At 54.8% G+C, this 18,833-nt stretch carries 15 protein-coding genes; 12 read left to right on the top strand and 3 right to left on the bottom strand.

The window, feature by feature from the left end; genetic code table 11:
* Positions 1 to 80: 80 nt before the first annotated feature.
* From ylqF to EKN00_RS00600, 8 genes are all read left to right on the top strand, one after another.
* Entirely contained in the window at positions 81 to 941 is an 861-nt protein-coding gene (gene ylqF / locus EKN00_RS00635; RefSeq protein ID WP_127848198.1) for a ribosome biogenesis GTPase YlqF, read from the top strand.
* Positions 938 to 1,696: a ribonuclease HII gene (locus tag EKN00_RS00630; RefSeq protein ID WP_127848197.1), complete on the top strand. Its 759-nt coding sequence runs from the start codon at positions 938 to 940 to the stop codon at positions 1,694 to 1,696. Before ylqF ends, EKN00_RS00630 begins: the two co-directional genes overlap by 4 nt.
* A 70-nt stretch (positions 1,697 to 1,766) precedes the next feature.
* Positions 1,767 to 2,615: a DNA-processing protein DprA gene (gene dprA, locus EKN00_RS00625; RefSeq protein ID WP_127848196.1), complete on the top strand. Its 849-nt coding sequence runs from the start codon at positions 1,767 to 1,769 to the stop codon at positions 2,613 to 2,615.
* A 159-nt stretch (positions 2,616 to 2,774) separates the two neighbouring features.
* Positions 2,775 to 4,856: a type I DNA topoisomerase gene (gene topA / locus EKN00_RS00620; RefSeq protein ID WP_127848195.1), complete on the top strand. Its 2,082-nt coding sequence runs from the start codon at positions 2,775 to 2,777 to the stop codon at positions 4,854 to 4,856.
* Between the two features lie 155 nt (positions 4,857 to 5,011).
* Positions 5,012 to 5,947: a tyrosine recombinase XerC gene (xerC, locus tag EKN00_RS00615; protein WP_127848194.1), complete on the top strand. Its 936-nt coding sequence runs from the start codon at positions 5,012 to 5,014 to the stop codon at positions 5,945 to 5,947.
* Between the two features lie 127 nt (positions 5,948 to 6,074).
* Positions 6,075 to 6,599, top strand: coding sequence for an ATP-dependent protease subunit HslV (gene hslV, locus EKN00_RS00610; protein ID WP_127848193.1), 525 nt, complete (start codon positions 6,075 to 6,077; stop codon positions 6,597 to 6,599).
* Positions 6,600 to 6,610: 11 nt separating this feature from the next.
* A complete protein-coding gene (gene hslU, locus EKN00_RS00605; protein ID WP_127848192.1) occupies positions 6,611 to 8,005 on the top strand; it encodes an ATP-dependent protease ATPase subunit HslU in 1,395 nt (464 codons plus the stop codon).
* A gap of 183 nt (positions 8,006 to 8,188) precedes the next feature.
* Positions 8,189 to 9,061, top strand: a complete 873-nt coding sequence (locus EKN00_RS00600) for an aldose 1-epimerase family protein (RefSeq protein ID WP_127848191.1) — start codon at positions 8,189 to 8,191, stop codon at positions 9,059 to 9,061.
* An 85-nt stretch (positions 9,062 to 9,146) separates the two neighbouring features.
* Here the strand turns inward: EKN00_RS00600 and plsY are convergent, their stop codons facing one another.
* Positions 9,147 to 9,764 carry a glycerol-3-phosphate 1-O-acyltransferase PlsY gene (gene plsY, locus EKN00_RS00595; protein WP_127848190.1) on the bottom strand — a complete coding sequence of 206 codons (618 nt, stop codon included), beginning with the start codon at positions 9,762 to 9,764 and terminating at the stop codon, positions 9,147 to 9,149.
* Positions 9,765 to 10,089: 325 nt separating this feature from the next.
* On the opposite strand from plsY, the gene parE reads away from it, so the two are divergent.
* From parE to EKN00_RS00575, 4 genes are all read left to right on the top strand, one after another.
* On the top strand, positions 10,090 to 12,102 hold the full coding sequence (gene parE / locus EKN00_RS00590) for a DNA topoisomerase IV subunit B (RefSeq protein ID WP_127848243.1): 2,013 nt from the start codon (positions 10,090 to 10,092) through the stop codon (positions 12,100 to 12,102).
* A gap of 3 nt (positions 12,103 to 12,105) precedes the next feature.
* Positions 12,106 to 14,541, top strand: a complete 2,436-nt coding sequence (gene parC / locus EKN00_RS00585; protein WP_127848189.1) for a DNA topoisomerase IV subunit A — start codon at positions 12,106 to 12,108, stop codon at positions 14,539 to 14,541.
* A gap of 259 nt (positions 14,542 to 14,800) precedes the next feature.
* Positions 14,801 to 15,787 (top strand): LysR family transcriptional regulator, encoded by a 987-nt coding sequence (locus EKN00_RS00580; protein WP_127848242.1) that lies wholly within the window; start codon positions 14,801 to 14,803, stop codon positions 15,785 to 15,787.
* A gap of 123 nt (positions 15,788 to 15,910) precedes the next feature.
* The gene (locus tag EKN00_RS00575; RefSeq protein ID WP_127848188.1) at positions 15,911 to 16,837 is read left to right on the top strand and encodes a manganese-dependent inorganic pyrophosphatase; all 927 of its coding nucleotides are present in this window, start codon (positions 15,911 to 15,913) and stop codon (positions 16,835 to 16,837) included.
* 95 nt (positions 16,838 to 16,932) lie between these two features.
* Here the strand turns inward: EKN00_RS00575 and EKN00_RS00570 are convergent, their stop codons facing one another.
* On the bottom strand, positions 16,933 to 17,403 hold the full coding sequence (locus tag EKN00_RS00570; protein WP_127848187.1) for a DUF4811 domain-containing protein: 471 nt from the start codon (positions 17,401 to 17,403) through the stop codon (positions 16,933 to 16,935).
* The gene (locus EKN00_RS00565; RefSeq protein ID WP_127848241.1) at positions 17,400 to 18,800 is read right to left on the bottom strand and encodes an MDR family MFS transporter; all 1,401 of its coding nucleotides are present in this window, start codon (positions 18,798 to 18,800) and stop codon (positions 17,400 to 17,402) included. Before EKN00_RS00565 ends, EKN00_RS00570 begins: the two co-directional genes overlap by 4 nt.
* Positions 18,801 to 18,833: the final 33 nt, after the last annotated feature.

Genomic DNA, 18,833 nt, shown 5'->3' with positions numbered 1-18,833 from the left:
CCGAAATCTCGCCCGGCCGCTTTTACAGTCCGGCACAAAACCTGTACAATTAATCCAGAATTAACTGAAGGAGAAATAATATGGCTAACATCAACTGGTTCCCGGGGCACATGCAGAAGGCACGGCGGGAAGTTGCCGAAAAGATTAAGCAGGTGGACATCGTGTTCGAGGTCGTCGACGCCCGCGTGCCCGAGTCATCCCGCAACCCAATGTTGCTCGAGATGCTTGCGCAAAAACCGATGATTTCCATTTTGAATAAGGCCGACCTCGCCGATCCGAACCGGACCAAGCAGTGGATTGAGCAGTACCAGGCGGCCGGTCGGGAAGCCATCGCCATTGACGCCCAGCACGCCCGGCGTCTGCAGCAGTTGCCCCAGCTGGCGGAGAAGATTTTGGCGGACAAGCTGGCCAAGAAGCGGGCGCGCGGCATTCGCAACCCCCACGTGCGCGCGATGTGCATAGGGATTCCAAACGTGGGCAAGTCCACGATTTTGAACCGCCTCGTGCAAAAGAACATCGCGGTCACCGGTAACCGGCCGGGGGTCACGAAGAACCAGCAGTGGCTCAAGGCGAGTGGTAATCTCGAGTTACTCGACACCCCCGGCATCCTGTGGCCGAAGTTCGATGATCAGGAAATCGGGATGCGGTTAGCGCTGACCGGGGCAATCGCCGAGACTGCCTTCACCGCCGATGAGGTTGCGCTGTGGGGTGTGGCATATTTCCAGCAAAATTACCGCAATGTTCTGCGGAAGCACTATGGGTTAACCGACGAGGACGTGGCACTTGCGCCCGCCGATTTGATTAAGCTCCTCACGAAGAAGTTTGGTTACGGCGAGGAATTTGACCGCACCGCCGTCCGCTTCAACAATGACGTGCGCAAGGGCGAACTGGGCCGTTACACCCTGGAAGTGCCAACCAAGGCGCAAGGCAATCAGGAATGACCACACTTGCGGAATACAAGCGGCTACTGCGAAAGGAGCCGGTAGCCCCCGAAATCATCAATGCATTAGCGATGGATGAGCGCAGTGGTGCCCAAGCCCTATTTGCCAGTTACAAGCGCAAGTTAATGCACTCGCGGCAACAAGAAATCATGCTGGAAAAGCACCGCCAAATTGAGCGGTCGCTCTGGCCAGACTACCCCGCAATTGCCGGAATTGATGAGGTGGGGCGGGGACCACTTGCCGGTCCGGTCATTACCGCGGCGGTGATTTTGGACGCGACCTTTGACGTGCCCGTGAACGATAGTAAGCAGCTGACCGCGCACCGGCGCGACCAGTTATTTGCCGACGTTATCACGAACGCACGGGCCGTGGCCATTGGCGTGCGGGACAATCGGGACATCGACAAGTACAATATTTACCACGCAACGGAACTGGCGATGGCGGATGCGGTCAATAATTTGCGCTTGCAGCCGGATTATTTGCTGGTGGACGCGATGACTGTGCCCGTGAACATCCCCCAGATGAAACTGATTAAGGGGGATGCCCGGAGCATCTCCATCGGTGCCGCCAGCATCGTCGCCAAGGTCGTGCGGGATCGGCTGATGGCGATGTATGATCAGGTGTATCCCGGTTATGGCTTTGCCCAAAACGCGGGCTACGGGACCAAGGTGCACCTGGCCGGCCTGCGGCAACTCGGGATCACGCCCATTCACCGGCATTCATTTGCGCCGGTTAAGGACATCCTTAATCAATAATCCGGGTAATTGTCCAGCAGAATAGAGCAGAAATCGCGTAATCTATTGCATCGGGAAGAAGAGGTGCAATATGGAAATACGCGATTTTTTGTTGTGGGCGCACATGGCCACGGGTGCCAGTCCGGCAATGGCGCGCCGCGTCTTGACCGGGCTGGGCCACCAGATGCCGGTCGAACTATCAACGATTGTTCACTGCACGCCGGAGAAGCAAAAGGCCCAGGTAACTGCCTGGCTCGATGATGCAAGGAATCAGGCACAAATGGCGCGGCTAATTGCCACGCCCCACTTGGTGTACACGGATGATGACTATCCGGCGCGGCTGCAAGAAATCAGTCAGCCGCCGCTGGTATTGTTCTATGCGGGCAAACTCGACCTGTTGCGCCGGCCGTGTCTTGGGGTTGTCGGTGCGCGTCTTGCCACCGAGTACAGCAATCAGGCAATTGTGCAGGCTATCAGTCAGGTGCCGCGCGATACGGTGATTGTCTCGGGACTGGCGCGCGGGGCCGACACGATGGCCCACAGCGTTGCGATTGGCAGTCGCCGGAGCACGGTGGCGGTGATTGCCAGCGGCCTGGATGTGTATTATCCGCGGGAGCACCAGGATTTGCAGGACGAGATTGCCGCAACTGGCCTGCTGGTGTCGGAGTACCCGCCCGGCACCAAACCCAAGCCGTACCGGTTCGTGGCGCGCAACCGCATCATCGCCGGATTAAGCCACGCGGTGTTCGTGACGGAGGCGGCAGAAAAAAGTGGGAGTTTAATTACGGCCAAAATGGCACTTGAAACCGGTCGCGATGTCTACGCGTTGCCAAACCGCATGCACAATCCACTGGGAATTGGCACCAACAAGATGATTGCGGACGGGGCCATTCCGGTTCTGCCAGACACAAATTGGACAAATATTCATTATTTCGATTAGATTGGGCTTAACTGCACGCGGGGCGCGTTTTCAGGCGGGGTTTCATTCCGAACATTCGGCATTTTTGCCGTTGATTACTCAATATTTATTTGACAGAATCGCGTTTCTACCATAAGATAGGCGTGCATTTTCTGTTGAACAAATGAAAGGAGGAGAACCATGCCCGCCAAGAACTTGGTTATCGTGGAATCCCCTGCAAAAGCAAAAACAATTGAAAAATATCTCGGTCGCAATTACAAGGTGGTTGCGAGTCTCGGTCACATTCGGGACCTCCCTAAGAGTCAGATGGGGGTCGATTTCGACAATAATTACGCACCACGCTACATCTCCATTCGGGGTAAAGGGGATGTCATTAAAGATCTCAAACGCAACGCCGCTAAGGTTGAACACGTATACCTGGCAGCTGACCCGGACCGTGAAGGGGAAGCCATTGCCTGGCACGTCTGCCACATTCTGGGGCTAGACACCAAGGACAAAAACCGGGTTGTCTTCAACGAAATCACTAAGGATGCCGTTAAGAACGCCTTTAAGACGCCGAGAAGTATTGATATGAACCTGGTTGATGCCCAGCAGGCCCGCCGTGTCCTCGACCGGATTGTTGGTTACTCAATCAGTCCGCTGCTGTGGAAGAAGGTCAAGAAGGGGTTGTCCGCTGGTCGTGTGCAGTCCGTTGCGCTCAAACTCATCATTGACCGTGAAAACGAAATTAATGCGTTCCAGCCCGAAGAGTACTGGACCATTGATGGCGACTTCAAGAAGGGCCGCGGGAAGGCGTTTGCCTCCACGTTTTACGGGGTCGACGGCAAGAAGCTGCCGCTGCCGAATAACGATGCGGTTCAGGACGTGATGAAGCGGATTGATAAGGATCAGCCGTTCACCGTCACAAGCGTTGTGCGCAAGGAACGTCGCCGGACTCCGGCCCAGCCATTCACCACCAGTTCCCTGCAGCAGGAAGCCAACCGGAAGCTCGGGTTCCCGACGCGCAAAACCATGATGCTCGCCCAGCAGCTCTATGAAGGGATTAACCTGGGTGGCCGTCAAGGGACCGTGGGGCTCATCACCTACATGCGTACCGACAGTACCCGTGTTTCCAGCGTGGCTAAGGCCGAAACCAGCGAATTCATCCACAATCAGTACGGCGCGGAATACGCGGCCGTTAAGATTAAGCAGGGTAAGCTCCAGGAAGGCGCTCAGGACGCCCACGAAGCGATTCGGCCCAGTTCCACTAAGCGGACCCCAGAGAGCCTGTCTAGCGTGCTCGACAAGGACCAGATGAAGCTTTACCGGTTGATCTGGTCCCGCTTCGTGGCCAGCGAGATGACGCCGGCCGTGGTCGACACCGTCACCGTGAAGATTGAACAAAACGGGGTGCAGTTCCGCGCCAATGGTAGCCACACCAAGTTCGAGGGGTTCACGAAGCTTTACGTTTCCTCTCGCGATAAGGATAGTGGCGACAAGGAATTGCCTGACCTGGCCGAGGGTGACAGCCTGACGCTGGCGAAGACCAACCCGGCACAGCACTTCACGCAGCCACCAGCGCGGTATTCCGAAGCTAACCTGGTTAAGGCGCTGGAAGAAAACGGGGTTGGTCGGCCATCCACGTACGCACCAACAATTGAAACGCTCAAGAAGCGGTACTACGTGAAGTTGACCGCCCGCCGCTTTGAACCCACGGAATTGGGGGGAATCGTCAATGACTTAATTGTTGAATTCTTCCCCGACATCGTGGACATCAAGTTCACGGCCACGGTTGAAAGCGACCTGGACAGCATCGAAGCCGGCAAGGAAGATTGGGTCAAGGTTATTGACCGCTTCTACAAGCCGTTTGCAAAGGAAGTCGCAAGCGCCGAGACTGGGATCGAAAAGGTCCAGCTGAAGGACGAACCAGCCGGCTTTAACTGTGACATTTGCGGTGCGCCAATGGTCATCAAGATGGGCCGGTTCGGTAAGTTTTACGCCTGCTCACGCTTCCCCGACTGCCGGAACACCAAGGCAATCGTCAAGGAAATCGGCGTTCTGTGCCCTAAGTGCCACAAGGGCCAGATTGTTGAACGGAAGAGCAAGCGTAACCGCGTATTTTATGGTTGTGACCGGTACCCTGAATGTGACTTTGTCTCCTGGGACAAGCCCGTTGGTCGCGACTGCCCGGTTTGCGAACACTTCTTAATTGAAAAGCGCAGCAAGGCCGGTGTTCAGGTTGTGTGCCCGAATGGCGACTACAAGGAAGCAGTGCAGAAATAGTGCAAAAGCCCATGCAAGACGAAGAGTCTGTGCGGGCTTTTTTGCTAGCACGGGCGCAGGCTGCACTGCCCAATCGCGGTGCGCAGGTTTGAGCTTTGCCGGCCGCCAATCGATTGAAGAAAGCGGATACGGTATTGCTATGGTAAAATTGGCTTATGGCAGAAGAAAAAGCAACTAACAAAGAACTAGAACAATATATTCAGTACCTGACCACGGAGCGCCAATACTCCGTGCAGACCCAAAAGGCGTACCGGCGTGACGTCCAGGCGTTTATCGACTTCATGGAGGCAAGCGGCGGCTTTAATGGGTTTGGTGCGGTCGATTCCGTGGCCGTGGCCAGTTACATCTCGTACATGAACGAAAAGAATTACAGTCCGGCGACGACCTCGCGCAAGTTGAGCAGTCTGCGCGGCCTGTATAAGTTCCTGATGAGAATTGGTGCGGCCAGCGATGATCCGTTTGCGCTCGTGGAGACCAAGAAAACGCACAACCACCTGCCCGAATTCTTCTTCGAGCCCGAGATTGATGCGCTGTTTAAGGCCGTCAGTGGGGATGATCCGCTGACGATTCGCAACCGCGCGCTGCTCGAAGTGCTCTATGATACCGGGATTCGGGTGTCCGAGTGCGCGCAGCTAACGCTAAAGCAAATCGATTTCAACGTCTCGGCCATGCTCATTCACGGTAAGGGAAATAAGGACCGCTACGTTGTTTTTGGCAAGAGCTGTGCCGACGCCCTGCACCGGTACCTGGACACGGTACGGATGGAACTAGCCGGCATCAAGGGGCTGGTCGAGCCCCACGTCTTTTTGAACCAGCACGGCAAGCCGCTGACACCGCGGGGGATTGAGTACGTCTTGGACCAGATTATCAAACAGACCAGCTTGACGGCGAAGATTCATCCCCACATGCTGCGGCACAGTTTTGCGACGCACATGCTGAACCACGGGGCCGATTTGCGGACCGTGCAGGAGTTGCTCGGCCACAGCAGCCTCTCCACCACGCAGATTTACACGCACGTCACCACGGAGCACCTGGTGGACGACTACATGAAGTATTTTCCGGGCCACGGGGATGCTGACAAGCACTCATAATCAGACTAAAGAACGATGTTTAGCACTCGCAATGTGAGTATGCTAATATCACGACTTAGGTAACGGACGCATTCGCGGAACCGCAATGGTCGTGAGTAAAAACACAACAAATGAAAGAGGCATATCTATGACAACAATTGCTGCAGTACGGAAGAATGGGCACACCGCCATCGCTGGTGACGGCCAGGTCACGATGGGTGAGAAGGTCATCATGAAGGGGTCGGCACAGAAGATTCGGCGCATTTACGACGACAAGGTGGTAATTGGTTTTGCCGGCGGGGTTGCCGACGCCATCACCTTGCAGGAATGGCTGGAAAAGAAGCTGGAATTGTTCCAGGGCAATTTGCGCCGCTCCGCCGTTGCGCTGGCTCAGGACTGGCGGAAGGACCCCTCCCTGCAGAAGCTGGAGGCAATGCTGATTGCGATGGACGAACACGAGCTGCTCCTGATTTCTGGTAGTGGTGAGGTCATTGCCCCAGACGAGGACGTGGTTGCGATTGGTTCTGGTGGTAACTTTGCCCAGGCCGCGGCGGTGGCGATGCTCCGCCACGCGCCGGACATGGACGCACCGGCTATCGCCAAGGAAGCCGTGTCCATCGCCAGCTCCATTGATATCTTCACCAACCAGAACATTAACGTCGAATCATTTTAGGAGGCGCCTTTATGCAAACACCAAAACAGATTGTCGCCGAGCTCGATAAATACGTCATTGGCCAGGATGAGGCCAAGAAGGCAGTTGCCGTTGCCCTGTACAACCGCTGGCGCCGGATGCAGTTAAGTGCCAAGATGCAGCAGGACATCACGCCGAAGAACCTGTTGATGATTGGGCCAACCGGGGTCGGGAAAACCGAGATTGCCCGGCGCCTCGCGAAGATTGTGAACGCACCGTTCGTCAAGGTTGAAGCCACCAAGTTCACCGAGGTTGGTTACGTCGGCCGCGATGTGGAATCCATGGTGCGCGACCTGCTCGATGTGGCCGTGAAGATGGAAGAGGACGAAAAATACGCGACTGTTCGTAGTCGTGCGAGTCAGGAAGCCGACAAGCGGCTGGTCAAGCTACTGGTCCCCGGCATTAAGAAGGAAAAGCGCCAGAACACCATGGCCGACATGATGAATATGTTCACGGCCATGCAGAAGGGTGAAGAACCCAAGACTGAAGAGCCTGATGAAATCACCGATGAAATCCGCAACCAGCGGCTCAGTGTTGCCGAGCAGCTGCAAAAGGGCTTGCTTGAAGACCGGGAATTAACCGTCCGGGTCGCCGATGAGCAGCCAACTGGGGGCATGGGTGACACCTATGGCCAGATGGGCATTGACGTTTCATCCATGCTTGGCAGTATGATGCCGAAGAAGATGGTTGAGCGGACGATGACGGTTGCCGAGGCCCGTGAAGTCTTCATCAAGGAAGAATCCGCCAAGCTGGTCAACACGGCGGACATTTACCACGATGCCATCAAGCGGGCGGAGAACTCCGGGATTATCTTCATCGACGAAATCGACAAGATTGCGGCCGGACGCAAGCAAAGCGGTAGCGGCGAAGTCTCCCGCGAAGGCGTGCAGCGCGACATTCTGCCAATCGTTGAAGGCTCGCAGGTCAACACGAAGTACGGGGCGGTGAACACGGACCACATGCTGTTCATCGGTTCCGGGGCCTTCGCGGAGGCCAAGCCCAGTGACTTGATTGCTGAACTGCAGGGCCGGTTCCCAATTCGCGTTGAGCTTAAGAATCTGACCGAAACGGACTTCATCCGCATTCTGACCGAGCCGGACAACGCGCTGACCAAGCAGTACATGGCACTGATTGGTGCGGACGGCGTGAAGATTACCTTCACCCAGGAGGCAATTGCCAAGATTGCGCACCTAGCTGCCACGGTCAACACAACCCAAGAGAACATCGGGGCACGGCGGCTTGCGACCATCCTCGAAAAACTGCTGGAGGACATTCTTTACGAAGGGCCCGACATGCAGATGGGGGCAATCACGATTACCGAAAAGTACGTTGACGACAAGGTCGGGACCATCGCTGGTGACACCGACATGAGTAAGTACATTCTCTAACTTAATTGAGGAAAACAGGGTGACGCGCACAGTCACCCTGTTTTTTGTGGTTTGGGGCGTCAATTGCCGCCGAATACTGGCGCGGAAATTCGCGGTGGAAGTGAAAAAGACCAGCGAGCTGTGGATGTATGCGCTACAATAAAGGTATTGTTTAATCAAAAGTACATGGAGGCACATTGAAGCATGGTCAAAATTGAAAACGAATTTCTTAAGGCCGAGATTAACTTGCATGGTGCGGAACTAGCATCCCTCATCAGCAAGGAAGACGGCACCGAATACATGTGGCAGGCGGATCCCAAGGTTTGGGCACGGCACGCTCCCGTTCTGTTCCCAATTGTCGGAGCACTCAAGGATGATAAGTACACCGTTGATGGTCAGACCTACCACATGACGCGGCACGGCTTTGCCCGGGACATGGACTTCACGGTTGTGAACCAGACGGCTAATTTCGTGCAGCTGGAATTGCGGGACAACGAGGCCACGCACGCCAAGTACCCATACGCATTCCGGCTCGTTCTGACCTACAACCTGACCGGCAAGAATTTGGCGGTTGGCTACCACGTGGAGAATCCTGCCAAGGAAGAAATGTACTTTAGCATTGGTGCACACCCAGCATTTCGGATTCCACTTGAGGATGGTCTGCAGTTTGATGACTACTCATTCAAGTTCAGTCCCGAAGCAGAGCGGACGCGTGTGGGGCTTGACGGTAAGTACGCGGACTTCGCGGCCGGCAAGACGGTTAACGAGAACGAACTGCCACTCAGCTTGGACCTGTTCAAGGACGACGCGCTGATTTACGTGCTCGATGGCAAGCAAACGGACATGACCCTGTCGACGCCTAAGGACAGCCACGGTGTCCGTCTGAGTGTCACTGGTGCGCCATACGTGGGGATTTGGTCGAACTACCCAACCCCAGGCGCCTTCTGCTGCATCGAACCATGGTGGGGCGTTGCGGACGAACCAACCAGCGACGGTAACTTCAAGACCAAGCGCGGAATTAACAAGCTTGGTGCTCGGGAGAACTTCGATGCTGGATTCACCATCGGCACATTCTAGGGCCAAAGCTGCCTGGCTTTAACAGCGCAAATAGCAGGTAAACAAAAAGACGCCCTCCGAAGTTATGCGGAGGACGTCTTTTTGTTTACTGGTGGCGTTTGCGCAGCAGGTGACCAATGCCAAACGGAACCATGTTTTCTTGATGTTTCAGCATGCGCTGAATGTTCGGGATGTGTCGCGCCCAGAAGACGATGGTGAGCACGCCCGCGATGGTAGTGAGTACCCAGTCCTGCATGCACGCGGCAATCAACGTGAAGATTGTGATTGTGGCGATGCTGGCGAAGCTGACCATGGAAGTGATGAGGATGAAGCCAACAAACATTCCGGAAGCAACCAGGAACAGGATTGGACTGTAAGCGAGGAGAATCCCCGCACTGGTTGCGACCGCCTTGCCGCCCTTAAAGTGCAGGAAGATGCTGGCGGTGTGGCCGAGCACGGCGGCAAGACCACAGACGAGGACGAGCCAGTGCTGGTGGTAACCCAGCAACCCCGGCAGGCTAGCCCCAAGCGTGCCCTTCAGGATGTCCATCGCGAGGACAACGGTCCCGGCAACCGGGCCCAGCACGCGGTATGCGTTAGTAGTACCAATGTTATGACTGCCAGCATCCCGCGGGTCCTTGTGACAGAAGATTCTGCCAATCCAGACACCAGAAGGAATTGAACCGATGAGGTATGCGAGCACAAATGATAGAGCTAGTAGCATGCTGCCACTCCTTTCCAAGAACTCCAGTTTAGCATATTTTACTTAATTGGGTAGCTATAATTGAACAGGCTAAATGGCGCCGTGCTGGCAGTCAGTCTGCACCCCCTGACAGGTTAAGTGTCGTCGCCGGGCATTAGCAGTGCGCATCTTGCTGCGATTTGGCATAATAGTTTTGACGCATATCGGCTTCAGCGTTAAACTAATGAACGATTACGAACATATTTTCGTAAACCGCGAATTTGCACTTGTTTGCGGGAAAAATTATTTCGAAATAATGCGCCAATGGTGTAAAGTTAATGTATTGCTGTTGAAGAGAGGTTAGATGATGGGCAAGTCAAGCGAAACATATACAGACTCGTCAATTCAGGTCTTAGAGGGACTTGAAGCCGTACGCAAGCGACCCGGGATGTACATCGGGTCCACGGACGGTCGCGGGCTGCACCACCTGGTTTACGAAATCGTCGATAACGCTGTCGATGAAGCACTTGCGGGTTACGGTGACGTAATTGCCGTAACGATTCATAAGGATAATTCAATCACGGTCGTTGACCACGGCCGGGGGATGCCGACGGGGATGCACGCCAGTGGGAAACCCACCATTGAGGTGATTCTCACGGTGCTCCACGCCGGCGGGAAGTTCAGCCAGAACAGTTACAAGACTTCTGGTGGACTCCACGGTGTCGGTTCTTCCGTCGTCAACGCGCTCAGTGAATCCCTCACCGTCCGCGTTGTGCGTGAGGGCCAGGCGTACATGGAGAACTTCGTTAACGGGGGCCACCCTGATGGCGGTCTGCAGAAGCTCGGTAAGGTCCGGGAACCAAATGGGACCACAATTACGTTCAAGCCCGACCCAACAATTTTTTCGACCACCGTGTACAACTTTGACACGCTGGCCGAACGTTTGCGTGAGTCGGCCTTTCTGCTCAAGGACATCACAATCACGCTGACCGATGAGCGGACGGATCGTGCCGAGAGTTACCACTATCCGGACGGCCTGAAGAGCTTTGTCGCCTACCTGAATGAGGGTAAGGACGCAATGTCGGCGGTCATGCAGTTCGAGGGCGAAAAGGACGGCATCGTGGTCGATTTTGCCGGCCAGTACAATGATGGCTATTCCGAAAACATCATTTCATTTGTTAACAACGTGCGCACCGGGGATGGTGGGACGCACGAAACCGGGCTACGGACTGGTTTCACCCGCGCGTTCAACGATTTTGCCCGGAAGGTGAACCTGCTCAAGGAACGCGACAAGAACCTCGAAGGTAGTGATGTCCGTGAAGGGCTCGCCGGCGTGTTGTCGGTGCGGATTCCGGAAGAGCTGCTCCAGTTTGAGGGTCAAACCAAGGGTAAGCTCGGGACGCAGCAAGCGCGGCCGGTCGTTGACAGCGTCGTGTACGAACAGCTGAGTTTCTGGCTCATGGAGGCCGGGGATGCTGCCCAGGATCTGGTCAAGAAGGCAATTCGGGCCCGTGAAGCGCGTGAGGCGGCCCGCAAAGCGCGGGATGACTCACGGACGGGGCGGAAGAAGAAGAAGGACCAGGGCGTTTTATCCGGCAAATTAACGCCGGCGCAGAGCAAGAACGCGGCGAAGAACGAATTATACCTCGTCGAAGGTGACTCCGCCGGGGGCTCAGCCAAGCAGGGACGCGACCGGAAGTTTCAGGCAATCCTGCCACTGCGGGGGAAGGTGCTCAACACCCAGCGCGCCAAGCTGCAAGACATCGTGAAGAACGAAGAAATCAACACGATGATCTACACGATTGGTGCTGGTGCCGGGACCGACTTTGACATTAAGAGCGTCAATTACGACAAGGTCATCATCATGACCGATGCCGACACGGACGGTGCGCACATTCAGGTGCTGCTCCTCACGTTCTTCTACCGGTACATGCGGCCGCTGATTGATGCCGGCAAGGTGTACATTGCCCTGCCGCCACTTTACCGGCTGTCCAAGGGTGCCGGCGCAAAGACGCAGATTCGCTATGCCTGGACTGACGCCGAGCTGGAAAAGGAAGTTAAGGAAATGGGCCGCGGTTACACGTTGACCCGGTTCAAGGGTCTTGGGGAAATGAACGCCGACCAGCTGTGGGAGACGACCATGAACCCAGAAACCCGGACGCTCATTCGGGTCCGGATTGACGACGCCCAGCTCGCTGAACGGCGGGTCACCACGCTCATGGGCGATAAGGTTGAACCACGCCGAGAATGGCTCGAAAAGAACGTGCAGTTTACGCTGGACGAAGAAGGGTCAATTCTCGAGACGCCAACCGCCCAGCACGAGAACATCCAGTTTGGGACCCAGGCACTCAAGAAACAATTGGGGCGGAAAGGAAAGTAATCGATGGCAAATCAAGTTCAAGAATTAACGCTTGAAGAGGTCATGGGTGACCGTTTCGGCCGTTATTCAAAATACATTATTCAAGAACGTGCGCTGCCAGATGTTCGTGACGGGTTAAAACCGGTTCAGCGCCGGATTCTCTACGCCATGAACCGTGATGGTAACACGTACGACAAGGGCTTCCGTAAGTCTGCCAAGTCCGTCGGGAACGTCATGGGTAACTTCCACCCGCACGGTGATAGCTCAATCTACGAGGCGATGGTACGTCTGTCCCAGGACTGGAAACTGCGCCTGCCGTTAATTGAGATGCACGGGAACAACGGGTCGATGGACGGTGACCCGCCGGCAGCAATGCGGTACACCGAAGCGCGCCTCGCGAAGATTTCCGGGGAACTGCTGCGGGACATCGACAAGGACACCGTGGACATGGTGCTCAACTTCGACGACACGCTGCAGGAACCAACTGTGCTTCCCGCTGGCTTCCCGAACCTGCTGGTGAATGGGGCTACCGGGATTTCCTCTGGTTACGCAACGGAAATTCCGCCGCACAACCTGGGCGAAGTCATCGAAGCGCTGCAGTTGCTCATGGCGAACCCTGACGTCACCCTCGATGAACTGATGCGCGCCGTTAAGGGGCCTGATTTCCCGACCGGCGGGATTATTCAGGGTCTCGATGGCATCAAGAAGGCGTACGCGACTGGTCGCGGCCGCATTGTTGTCCGATCCAAGACCAAGATCGTTGAGATGCGTGGGCACCGCCAGCAGATTGTTGTCTCCGAGTTGCCGTACGAAGTGAACAAGGCCCAGATGATTAAGCGCATCGATGATTTGCGCTTGGCCAAAAAGGTTGATGGCATCAGCGAAATTCGCGACGAAAGTGACCGCTTTGGCCTCTCCGTCGTCATCGAGCTGAAAAAGGATGCCAACGCTGAGGGGATTCTGACCTATCTCTTCAAGAACACCGACTTGCAGGCGACGTATAACTTCAACATGGTGGCAATTGCTGACCTGCAGCCAAAGCAGCTCGGACTGAAGCCGATGCTTGAGGCCTACCTGGCACACCGTCGCGACGTAATCACGAAGCGCACCCAGTTTGACCTCAAGAAGGCCCAGGCCCGTGAACACATCGTTCAGGGGCTCATCAAGGCCCTGTCCATTCTTGACCAGGTGATTAAGACCATCCGGGCCAGCAAGGATAAGGGCGACGCGAAGAACAACCTGGTGAAGGAATACGACTTCACGGTTGAACAGGCTGAGGCGATTGTCTCCCTGCAACTTTACCGGTTGACCAACACGGACATCACCGCCCTTGAAAAAGAAGCAGCCGAACTCGCTAAGTCCATTGCTGAGTACCAGGAAATTCTGGCTGATCCAGCCGTGCGCGACCGGGTTATTCGCAAGGAGCTCGAACGGATTGGGCAGGAATACTCCACACCACGCAAGAGCGTCATCGAGAACGAGGTGGAAACCCTTGAGGTGGACACCACGGTTGTCGTTCCTGATGAGCAGGTCATGGTCCTGGTTTCCCGTGATGGGTACGTCAAGCGGAGCAGCTTGCGGTCATTCCAGGCGGTCGACGATTCGGTGAACGGGCTTAAGGATGAAGACTTCGTGATGTACCAGGCGCAGCGGTCAACGCTTGATCACCTGTACATCTTCACGAGCCTCGGCAACGTCATTTACCGGCCGGTGCACGAGTTAAGCGACGAGCGCTGGAAGGACTCTGGCGAGCATCTGAGCCAGACGGTCGGGCTTGGCGCTGACGAGACGGTTCTGGCCGTCTTCGCCTTCAGTGACCTGACCTTACCGGGCACCTTTGTGCTTGGCACCAGCGACGGCATGATTAAGCAGACCCGCTTGGCGGACCTGCAGCCGACGCGGACCTACCGGAGCAAGCCAATGATGGCGATGAAGGTCAAGGATGACGCGGTAGTGACGGACGTCTACTACACGGAGACGGCTAAGGATCAGCTGATTTTCGCCGCGACGACGAAGGGTTACGGGCTGACGTTCAGCGCCGATGAGGTTCCCGTCACGGGGGCCCGCGCCGCTGGGGTGAAGATGATTAACCTGAAGGATGACGACACGGTGGCGAACTTCATCTTGGCTGACGATACCAGCGCGAAGGTCGCAATTGTGACCCAGCGTGGGGCGTTCAAGCAGATGCCGATTAGTGAAGTCATGCCAACGAGCCGGGCCAAGCGTGGTCTGCAGATTCTGCGTGAGCTCAAGAAGAGTCCGCACCGGATTGTGGCGGCCCGCGTTGTTGCGGAGGGTACGGTTTTGGACGTGCTGACCGCAGATGGCAGCATTAACACAATTAATCCGGCCGAGCATCCGGTTGGTGACCGGTTCGGTAACGGGTCATTTGTTCTTGATACCGACACAACCGGGGAACCACAATATGTGCACTCCCGGCTAATGGAAACCTTAATTTAAAGCAGAGCCCGCGACATTTACTGTTGCGGGCTTTTATTTTGCCACGAACCAATCAATCAACCGATGCCGTACTAATGGTCAGGGTACCGGTTACAGTTGTTACGCGGTTAAATCATTACAAAATTGGTAGTTGTGGCAAAAATCGCGTGGTTAGCGCTTGCTAATTATTAACGATTATCTTATAGTTATTGTTAAAAGGTTGGCATCCATACGTTCTGTTTGAACGCAATAGTCATCAGCCAAAGGAGAAGCAATGACGATGAAAACGAAGCAGGAAAACATTTTTTCTTCCAAGACACTCAGCTATTTCCTCCAGCTCGCAGAAACCATGAATTACACGCAGGCGGCGCAGATTCTTGGGATTACGCAGCCCGCATTGACGCAGCAAATCAAGAAGCTTGAGCGCACGGTTGGGGCACCACTATTTTTCTCAGTTGGTAAAAAACTGCACTTATCTGACGCGGGGGCTACGATGCTTGCCGCAACGCAGGAAATCTACGAGGTATTGAACCAGGCGACTGACGAAATCCAGCGGTCAACCAGTGCAACGTCCGGTGCGATTTCAATCGGCTTTTTGGCTTCCGTTGAGGACTCTGTTTTCAATGCCTTTATCGCTAAGTACTACAAGATGCACCCAGACATTGCGGTTAACTTCCGGATGATGACCCGGCGCGAAATCTGGGAACGGCTTGAGAACAACCAGATTGACCTGGCCGTAATGTACCTGCCAGACGATTCCATCAAGAACTGGAAGCCATACGAATCACGCACAATCTTCGACGAGCAGCTCATGTTCCTGCACCATGATGATGTGCTTGCTGGGCGGGACACGGTGTCCTTCAACGAGACCGTCGACAGCCCATGGGTATCGTACCCGGATGACTACTTCCTGTCCCACCTCATGCGGGAAATGTACAAGAACCAGCTGGTAACGATTCCTAAGCCGGTTGCCCAGTTCACAACGCCATTCCAGATTGCGGAATTCTCCAACCGCACGAACGTAGATACTGCGCTTCCAGAAAGCTTCTACGTGGCGCACCAGAACGAAATCACAGCCGAGGCAGCCAGCTTCAACCCTGCGATTCACTTTGAACTGAGCTTTGTCTTCCGGAAGGGGAAGGACCAGATTCCACGAATTGCCAACTTCCTGGATGAATTGGACGCTTACCTTGCCGAGGAAGACTACCTGACGCGCATTGTTGCCGACAGCAGTCGCCTGCTTGCAAAGCCAGATAACGCGAAATAAGGACTCCTAAAAAATCGGCACGGCCGATTTTTTTGGTGGTTTCAGCAATATCCCCATTTTGCCCTTGAAAATGGGTAAAATTCCGGTCACAATGAACTTAAATACATTTAAGGAGATCTGTTCATGTCTACTTTGATTTTTGGGCACAAGAGCCCAGACACCGACGCAATAACTTCCGCAATTACCTTTGCCCAGTACGAAAAACTGAGTGGTAACAGCGACGTTGAGGCGGTTGCACTTGGTACCCCTAACGACGAAACCAAGTTTGCCCTTGACTACTTTAAGGTTGATGCACCACGGGTAATCACCGCCGCTGCACCCGAAACAGACACCGTTGAGCTCGTTGACCACAACGAAGCACAGCAGTCCGTTGACGACCGCGACCAGGTTACCATTGCCAAGGTTATTGACCACCACCGCATTGCTAACTTCCAGACGGCTGCACCACTGTACATGAACATTCAGCCACTGGGTTCTTGCAACTCCATCATCTACGGAATGTACAAGGAAGCTGGCTTTGAATTAACGCCAACACTTGCTGGTCTCATGGCATCCGGTTTGATTTCCGACACGCTGCTGTTGAAGAGCCCAACGACGACCGCAAAGGACAAGCAGATTTTTGCTGAACTCCAAGAAATCGCGGGCGTTGACCTGACTGAATACGGTCTGAAGATGCTTAAGGCTGGGACGAACCTGGCCGCACGCACCGACAAGGAGCTCATTGACGGCGACGCTAAGACCTTCGACATGAACGGCGTTAAGGTTCGCGTTGCGCAGATTAACACCGTTGATTTGAACGAAATCTACGACCGCCAAGCAGCAATCACCGACGCAATGCAGGCAGAAGTTGACGCAGACGGTTACGGCCTGTTCCTGACGGTTGCCACCGACATCCTGAACAGCAACTCTGTCGGTTTCGCCCTCGGTGCAACGGACAAGGTTGAAGCAGCATTCGGCAAGAAGTTTGACGCTAACAAGCGCCTTGACTTGCCTGGCGTTGTTTCCCGCAAGAAGCAGGTTGTCCCACAACTCACGGAAGCCTTCAACTAAGAACCACACTTATTCAAGTGAAAAAATGCCCCGCAGCAGATGCTGCAGGGCATTTTTTTGGCTTAAGCTGCGGTCAGAGCAGGTTACATTGTCTGCTACTTGACCGTTTTCCAGTCTGGAACGGAGATTTCGGTGTGACTACTGATGACCTGGTTATCTAGGCCCAGGTACATATACATGAATTTGACGAAGCCGTTCTTCGCGCGCCGCTTAGTAACGGTGGATTGGAGCATCGCCGCGTTGCCCTTGCGCAAGATTACAGTCTGATCCGGCCCCGCATTGACGTATTTGGTCTGGTGGCCAGAGGGACTTTTGACGACAACGGTGTAGCTGGCACCTTGGCCATGCTTCGTCACGCGTGTTTCAGCGGAATAGGCAACTGTGGCCGTTTTGGTGACCTTCTGGAAGCCAAGGTGGGTAGACATGGTGAGCGTGAGTAGTACGGCGCAAACGACCATCAGGCAGCCGCTAACGGCAATCAGAATGGAACGTAGCTTGGAGTGCTGCATGAACACCATGATGATAAAGAACGCGAGGGCCAGTATGGCAAAGAGAATTAAAATCATTTCATGTCCTCCTGATCAATGCGGTCTGAAGGCAGGCGAGTTGCCAGAATAAAGCCAACCACCGCGAAGATTAATGATACGACGAACGCAGCGCGGTAACCCGTTACCGTTGCGGTGCGAATTTGTGCGGCTGCACTCGCTGCACTTACCCCGGCACCAGGCATATTCGCCTTGGTCACAACAGAGAGGACGGAAACGAGGATGGCCGTCCCAATTGAAGCGGCAATTTGGCGTACGGTGTTGTTCACCGCCGTCCCGTGGCTAATCAAACTGGCGGGCAGGGCGTTCATCCCGGCAGTGGTGACGGGCATGGTGACCATGGTAATCCCGAACATCCGAATAGCGTACAGGACCGTGACAATCACAATCGGGGTGTTAACGTCCACCGCAATGAGTGGCATCGTCCCGACCAGAAGCAGGAACAATCCGGTGGTGGAGAGGCGTTTGGCGCCCAAGCGGTCAAAAATCCGGCCGGTGATGGGACTCATAATCCCCATCATCACGGCCCCAGGTAAGAGAATCAACCCAGAATGGAACGCACTTTCGCCGCGAATGGTTTGAATGTACATCGGTAGCACCATCTCAACCCCGACCATCGACATGAATGCAACGGCGGTCAGAATCACGGATAGGGTGTAGAGGGGAGAGGTGAACACCCTTAACTCTAGCAGGGGAGTGTCCATGTGTAGCTGGCGGTAGACAAACAGGGCGACAAAGATGACCCCAATTGCCAGCGCAAGGAGCACGATTGGGCTGCCCCAACCACGATCACCAACTGTCGAGAAGCCGTAAAGAACACTACCAAACCCAAGCGTCGACATGACGACAGAAATACTGTCAATCTTCGGGTTGGTTGTCGTCAGCACCTTACGCATCGTGAATGATGCGGCAATAATGACGAGGATGGCGATAGGAATAATGATGGAAAACAGTGAGCGCCAACCGTGGTGGAGTAAGACCCACCCGGACAAAGTGGGGCCGACAGCGGGGGCCAGACCGATAACAATTCCGGCCAGACCCATCGCGCTACCACGCTTTTGGGGTGGAAAGATGGAGTACATCACGTTTTGGAAGGTTGGTGCCGACATTCCAACACCAGCTGCCTGGATTAACCGCCCCGCCAGTAGCATTGGGAAGCTGACGGCAAACCGGCAGATGATGGTCCCAAGTAAGAACAGACTAATTGCACTGATATAGAGGTATTTCACGTTGAACTTCGCGAGCAGCCATGCGGAAACTGGAATCATGATCCCCATGACCAGCATGAATCCGGTGGTCAACCACTGGACCGCGCTGGCGCCAATGTTGAAGTCGCGCATGAGTGTTGGGAATGCGGTGGTCAGAATGGTTTGCGTTAGAAAAGTTGTAAAAGTTCCTGTTAATAAGGTAATTACCATTAATATGCGGTTGTACGGACGTCCATTAACGTC

The organism is Lacticaseibacillus hulanensis, from assembly GCF_004010095.1.
In the GTDB taxonomy this organism is placed as follows: domain Bacteria; phylum Bacillota; class Bacilli; order Lactobacillales; family Lactobacillaceae; genus Lacticaseibacillus; species Lacticaseibacillus hulanensis.
Note: the sequence above shows the minus strand (reverse complement) of the source record. Positions and strands in the feature narration are given on the sequence as shown.

Coding starts and splice junctions, on each gene's coding strand:
- topA (WP_127848195.1), top strand. CDS start 2,775: ATGCCCGCCAAGAACTTGGTTATCGTGGAATCCCCTGCAAAAGCAAAA.
- plsY (WP_127848190.1), bottom strand. CDS start 9,764: ATGCTACTAGCTCTATCATTTGTGCTCGCATACCTCATCGGTTCAATT.
- hslV (WP_127848193.1), top strand. CDS start 6,075: ATGACAACAATTGCTGCAGTACGGAAGAATGGGCACACCGCCATCGCT.
- EKN00_RS00600 (WP_127848191.1), top strand. CDS start 8,189: ATGGTCAAAATTGAAAACGAATTTCTTAAGGCCGAGATTAACTTGCAT.
- EKN00_RS00580 (WP_127848242.1), top strand. CDS start 14,801: ATGAAAACGAAGCAGGAAAACATTTTTTCTTCCAAGACACTCAGCTAT.
- EKN00_RS00630 (WP_127848197.1), top strand. CDS start 938: ATGACCACACTTGCGGAATACAAGCGGCTACTGCGAAAGGAGCCGGTA.
- hslU (WP_127848192.1), top strand. CDS start 6,611: ATGCAAACACCAAAACAGATTGTCGCCGAGCTCGATAAATACGTCATT.
- EKN00_RS00575 (WP_127848188.1), top strand. CDS start 15,911: ATGTCTACTTTGATTTTTGGGCACAAGAGCCCAGACACCGACGCAATA.
- EKN00_RS00570 (WP_127848187.1), bottom strand. CDS start 17,403: ATGATTTTAATTCTCTTTGCCATACTGGCCCTCGCGTTCTTTATCATC.
- xerC (WP_127848194.1), top strand. CDS start 5,012: ATGGCAGAAGAAAAAGCAACTAACAAAGAACTAGAACAATATATTCAG.
- parC (WP_127848189.1), top strand. CDS start 12,106: ATGGCAAATCAAGTTCAAGAATTAACGCTTGAAGAGGTCATGGGTGAC.
- dprA (WP_127848196.1), top strand. CDS start 1,767: ATGGAAATACGCGATTTTTTGTTGTGGGCGCACATGGCCACGGGTGCC.
- ylqF (WP_127848198.1), top strand. CDS start 81: ATGGCTAACATCAACTGGTTCCCGGGGCACATGCAGAAGGCACGGCGG.
- parE (WP_127848243.1), top strand. CDS start 10,090: ATGGGCAAGTCAAGCGAAACATATACAGACTCGTCAATTCAGGTCTTA.
- EKN00_RS00565 (WP_127848241.1), bottom strand. CDS start 18,800: ATGGTAATTACCTTATTAACAGGAACTTTTACAACTTTTCTAACGCAA.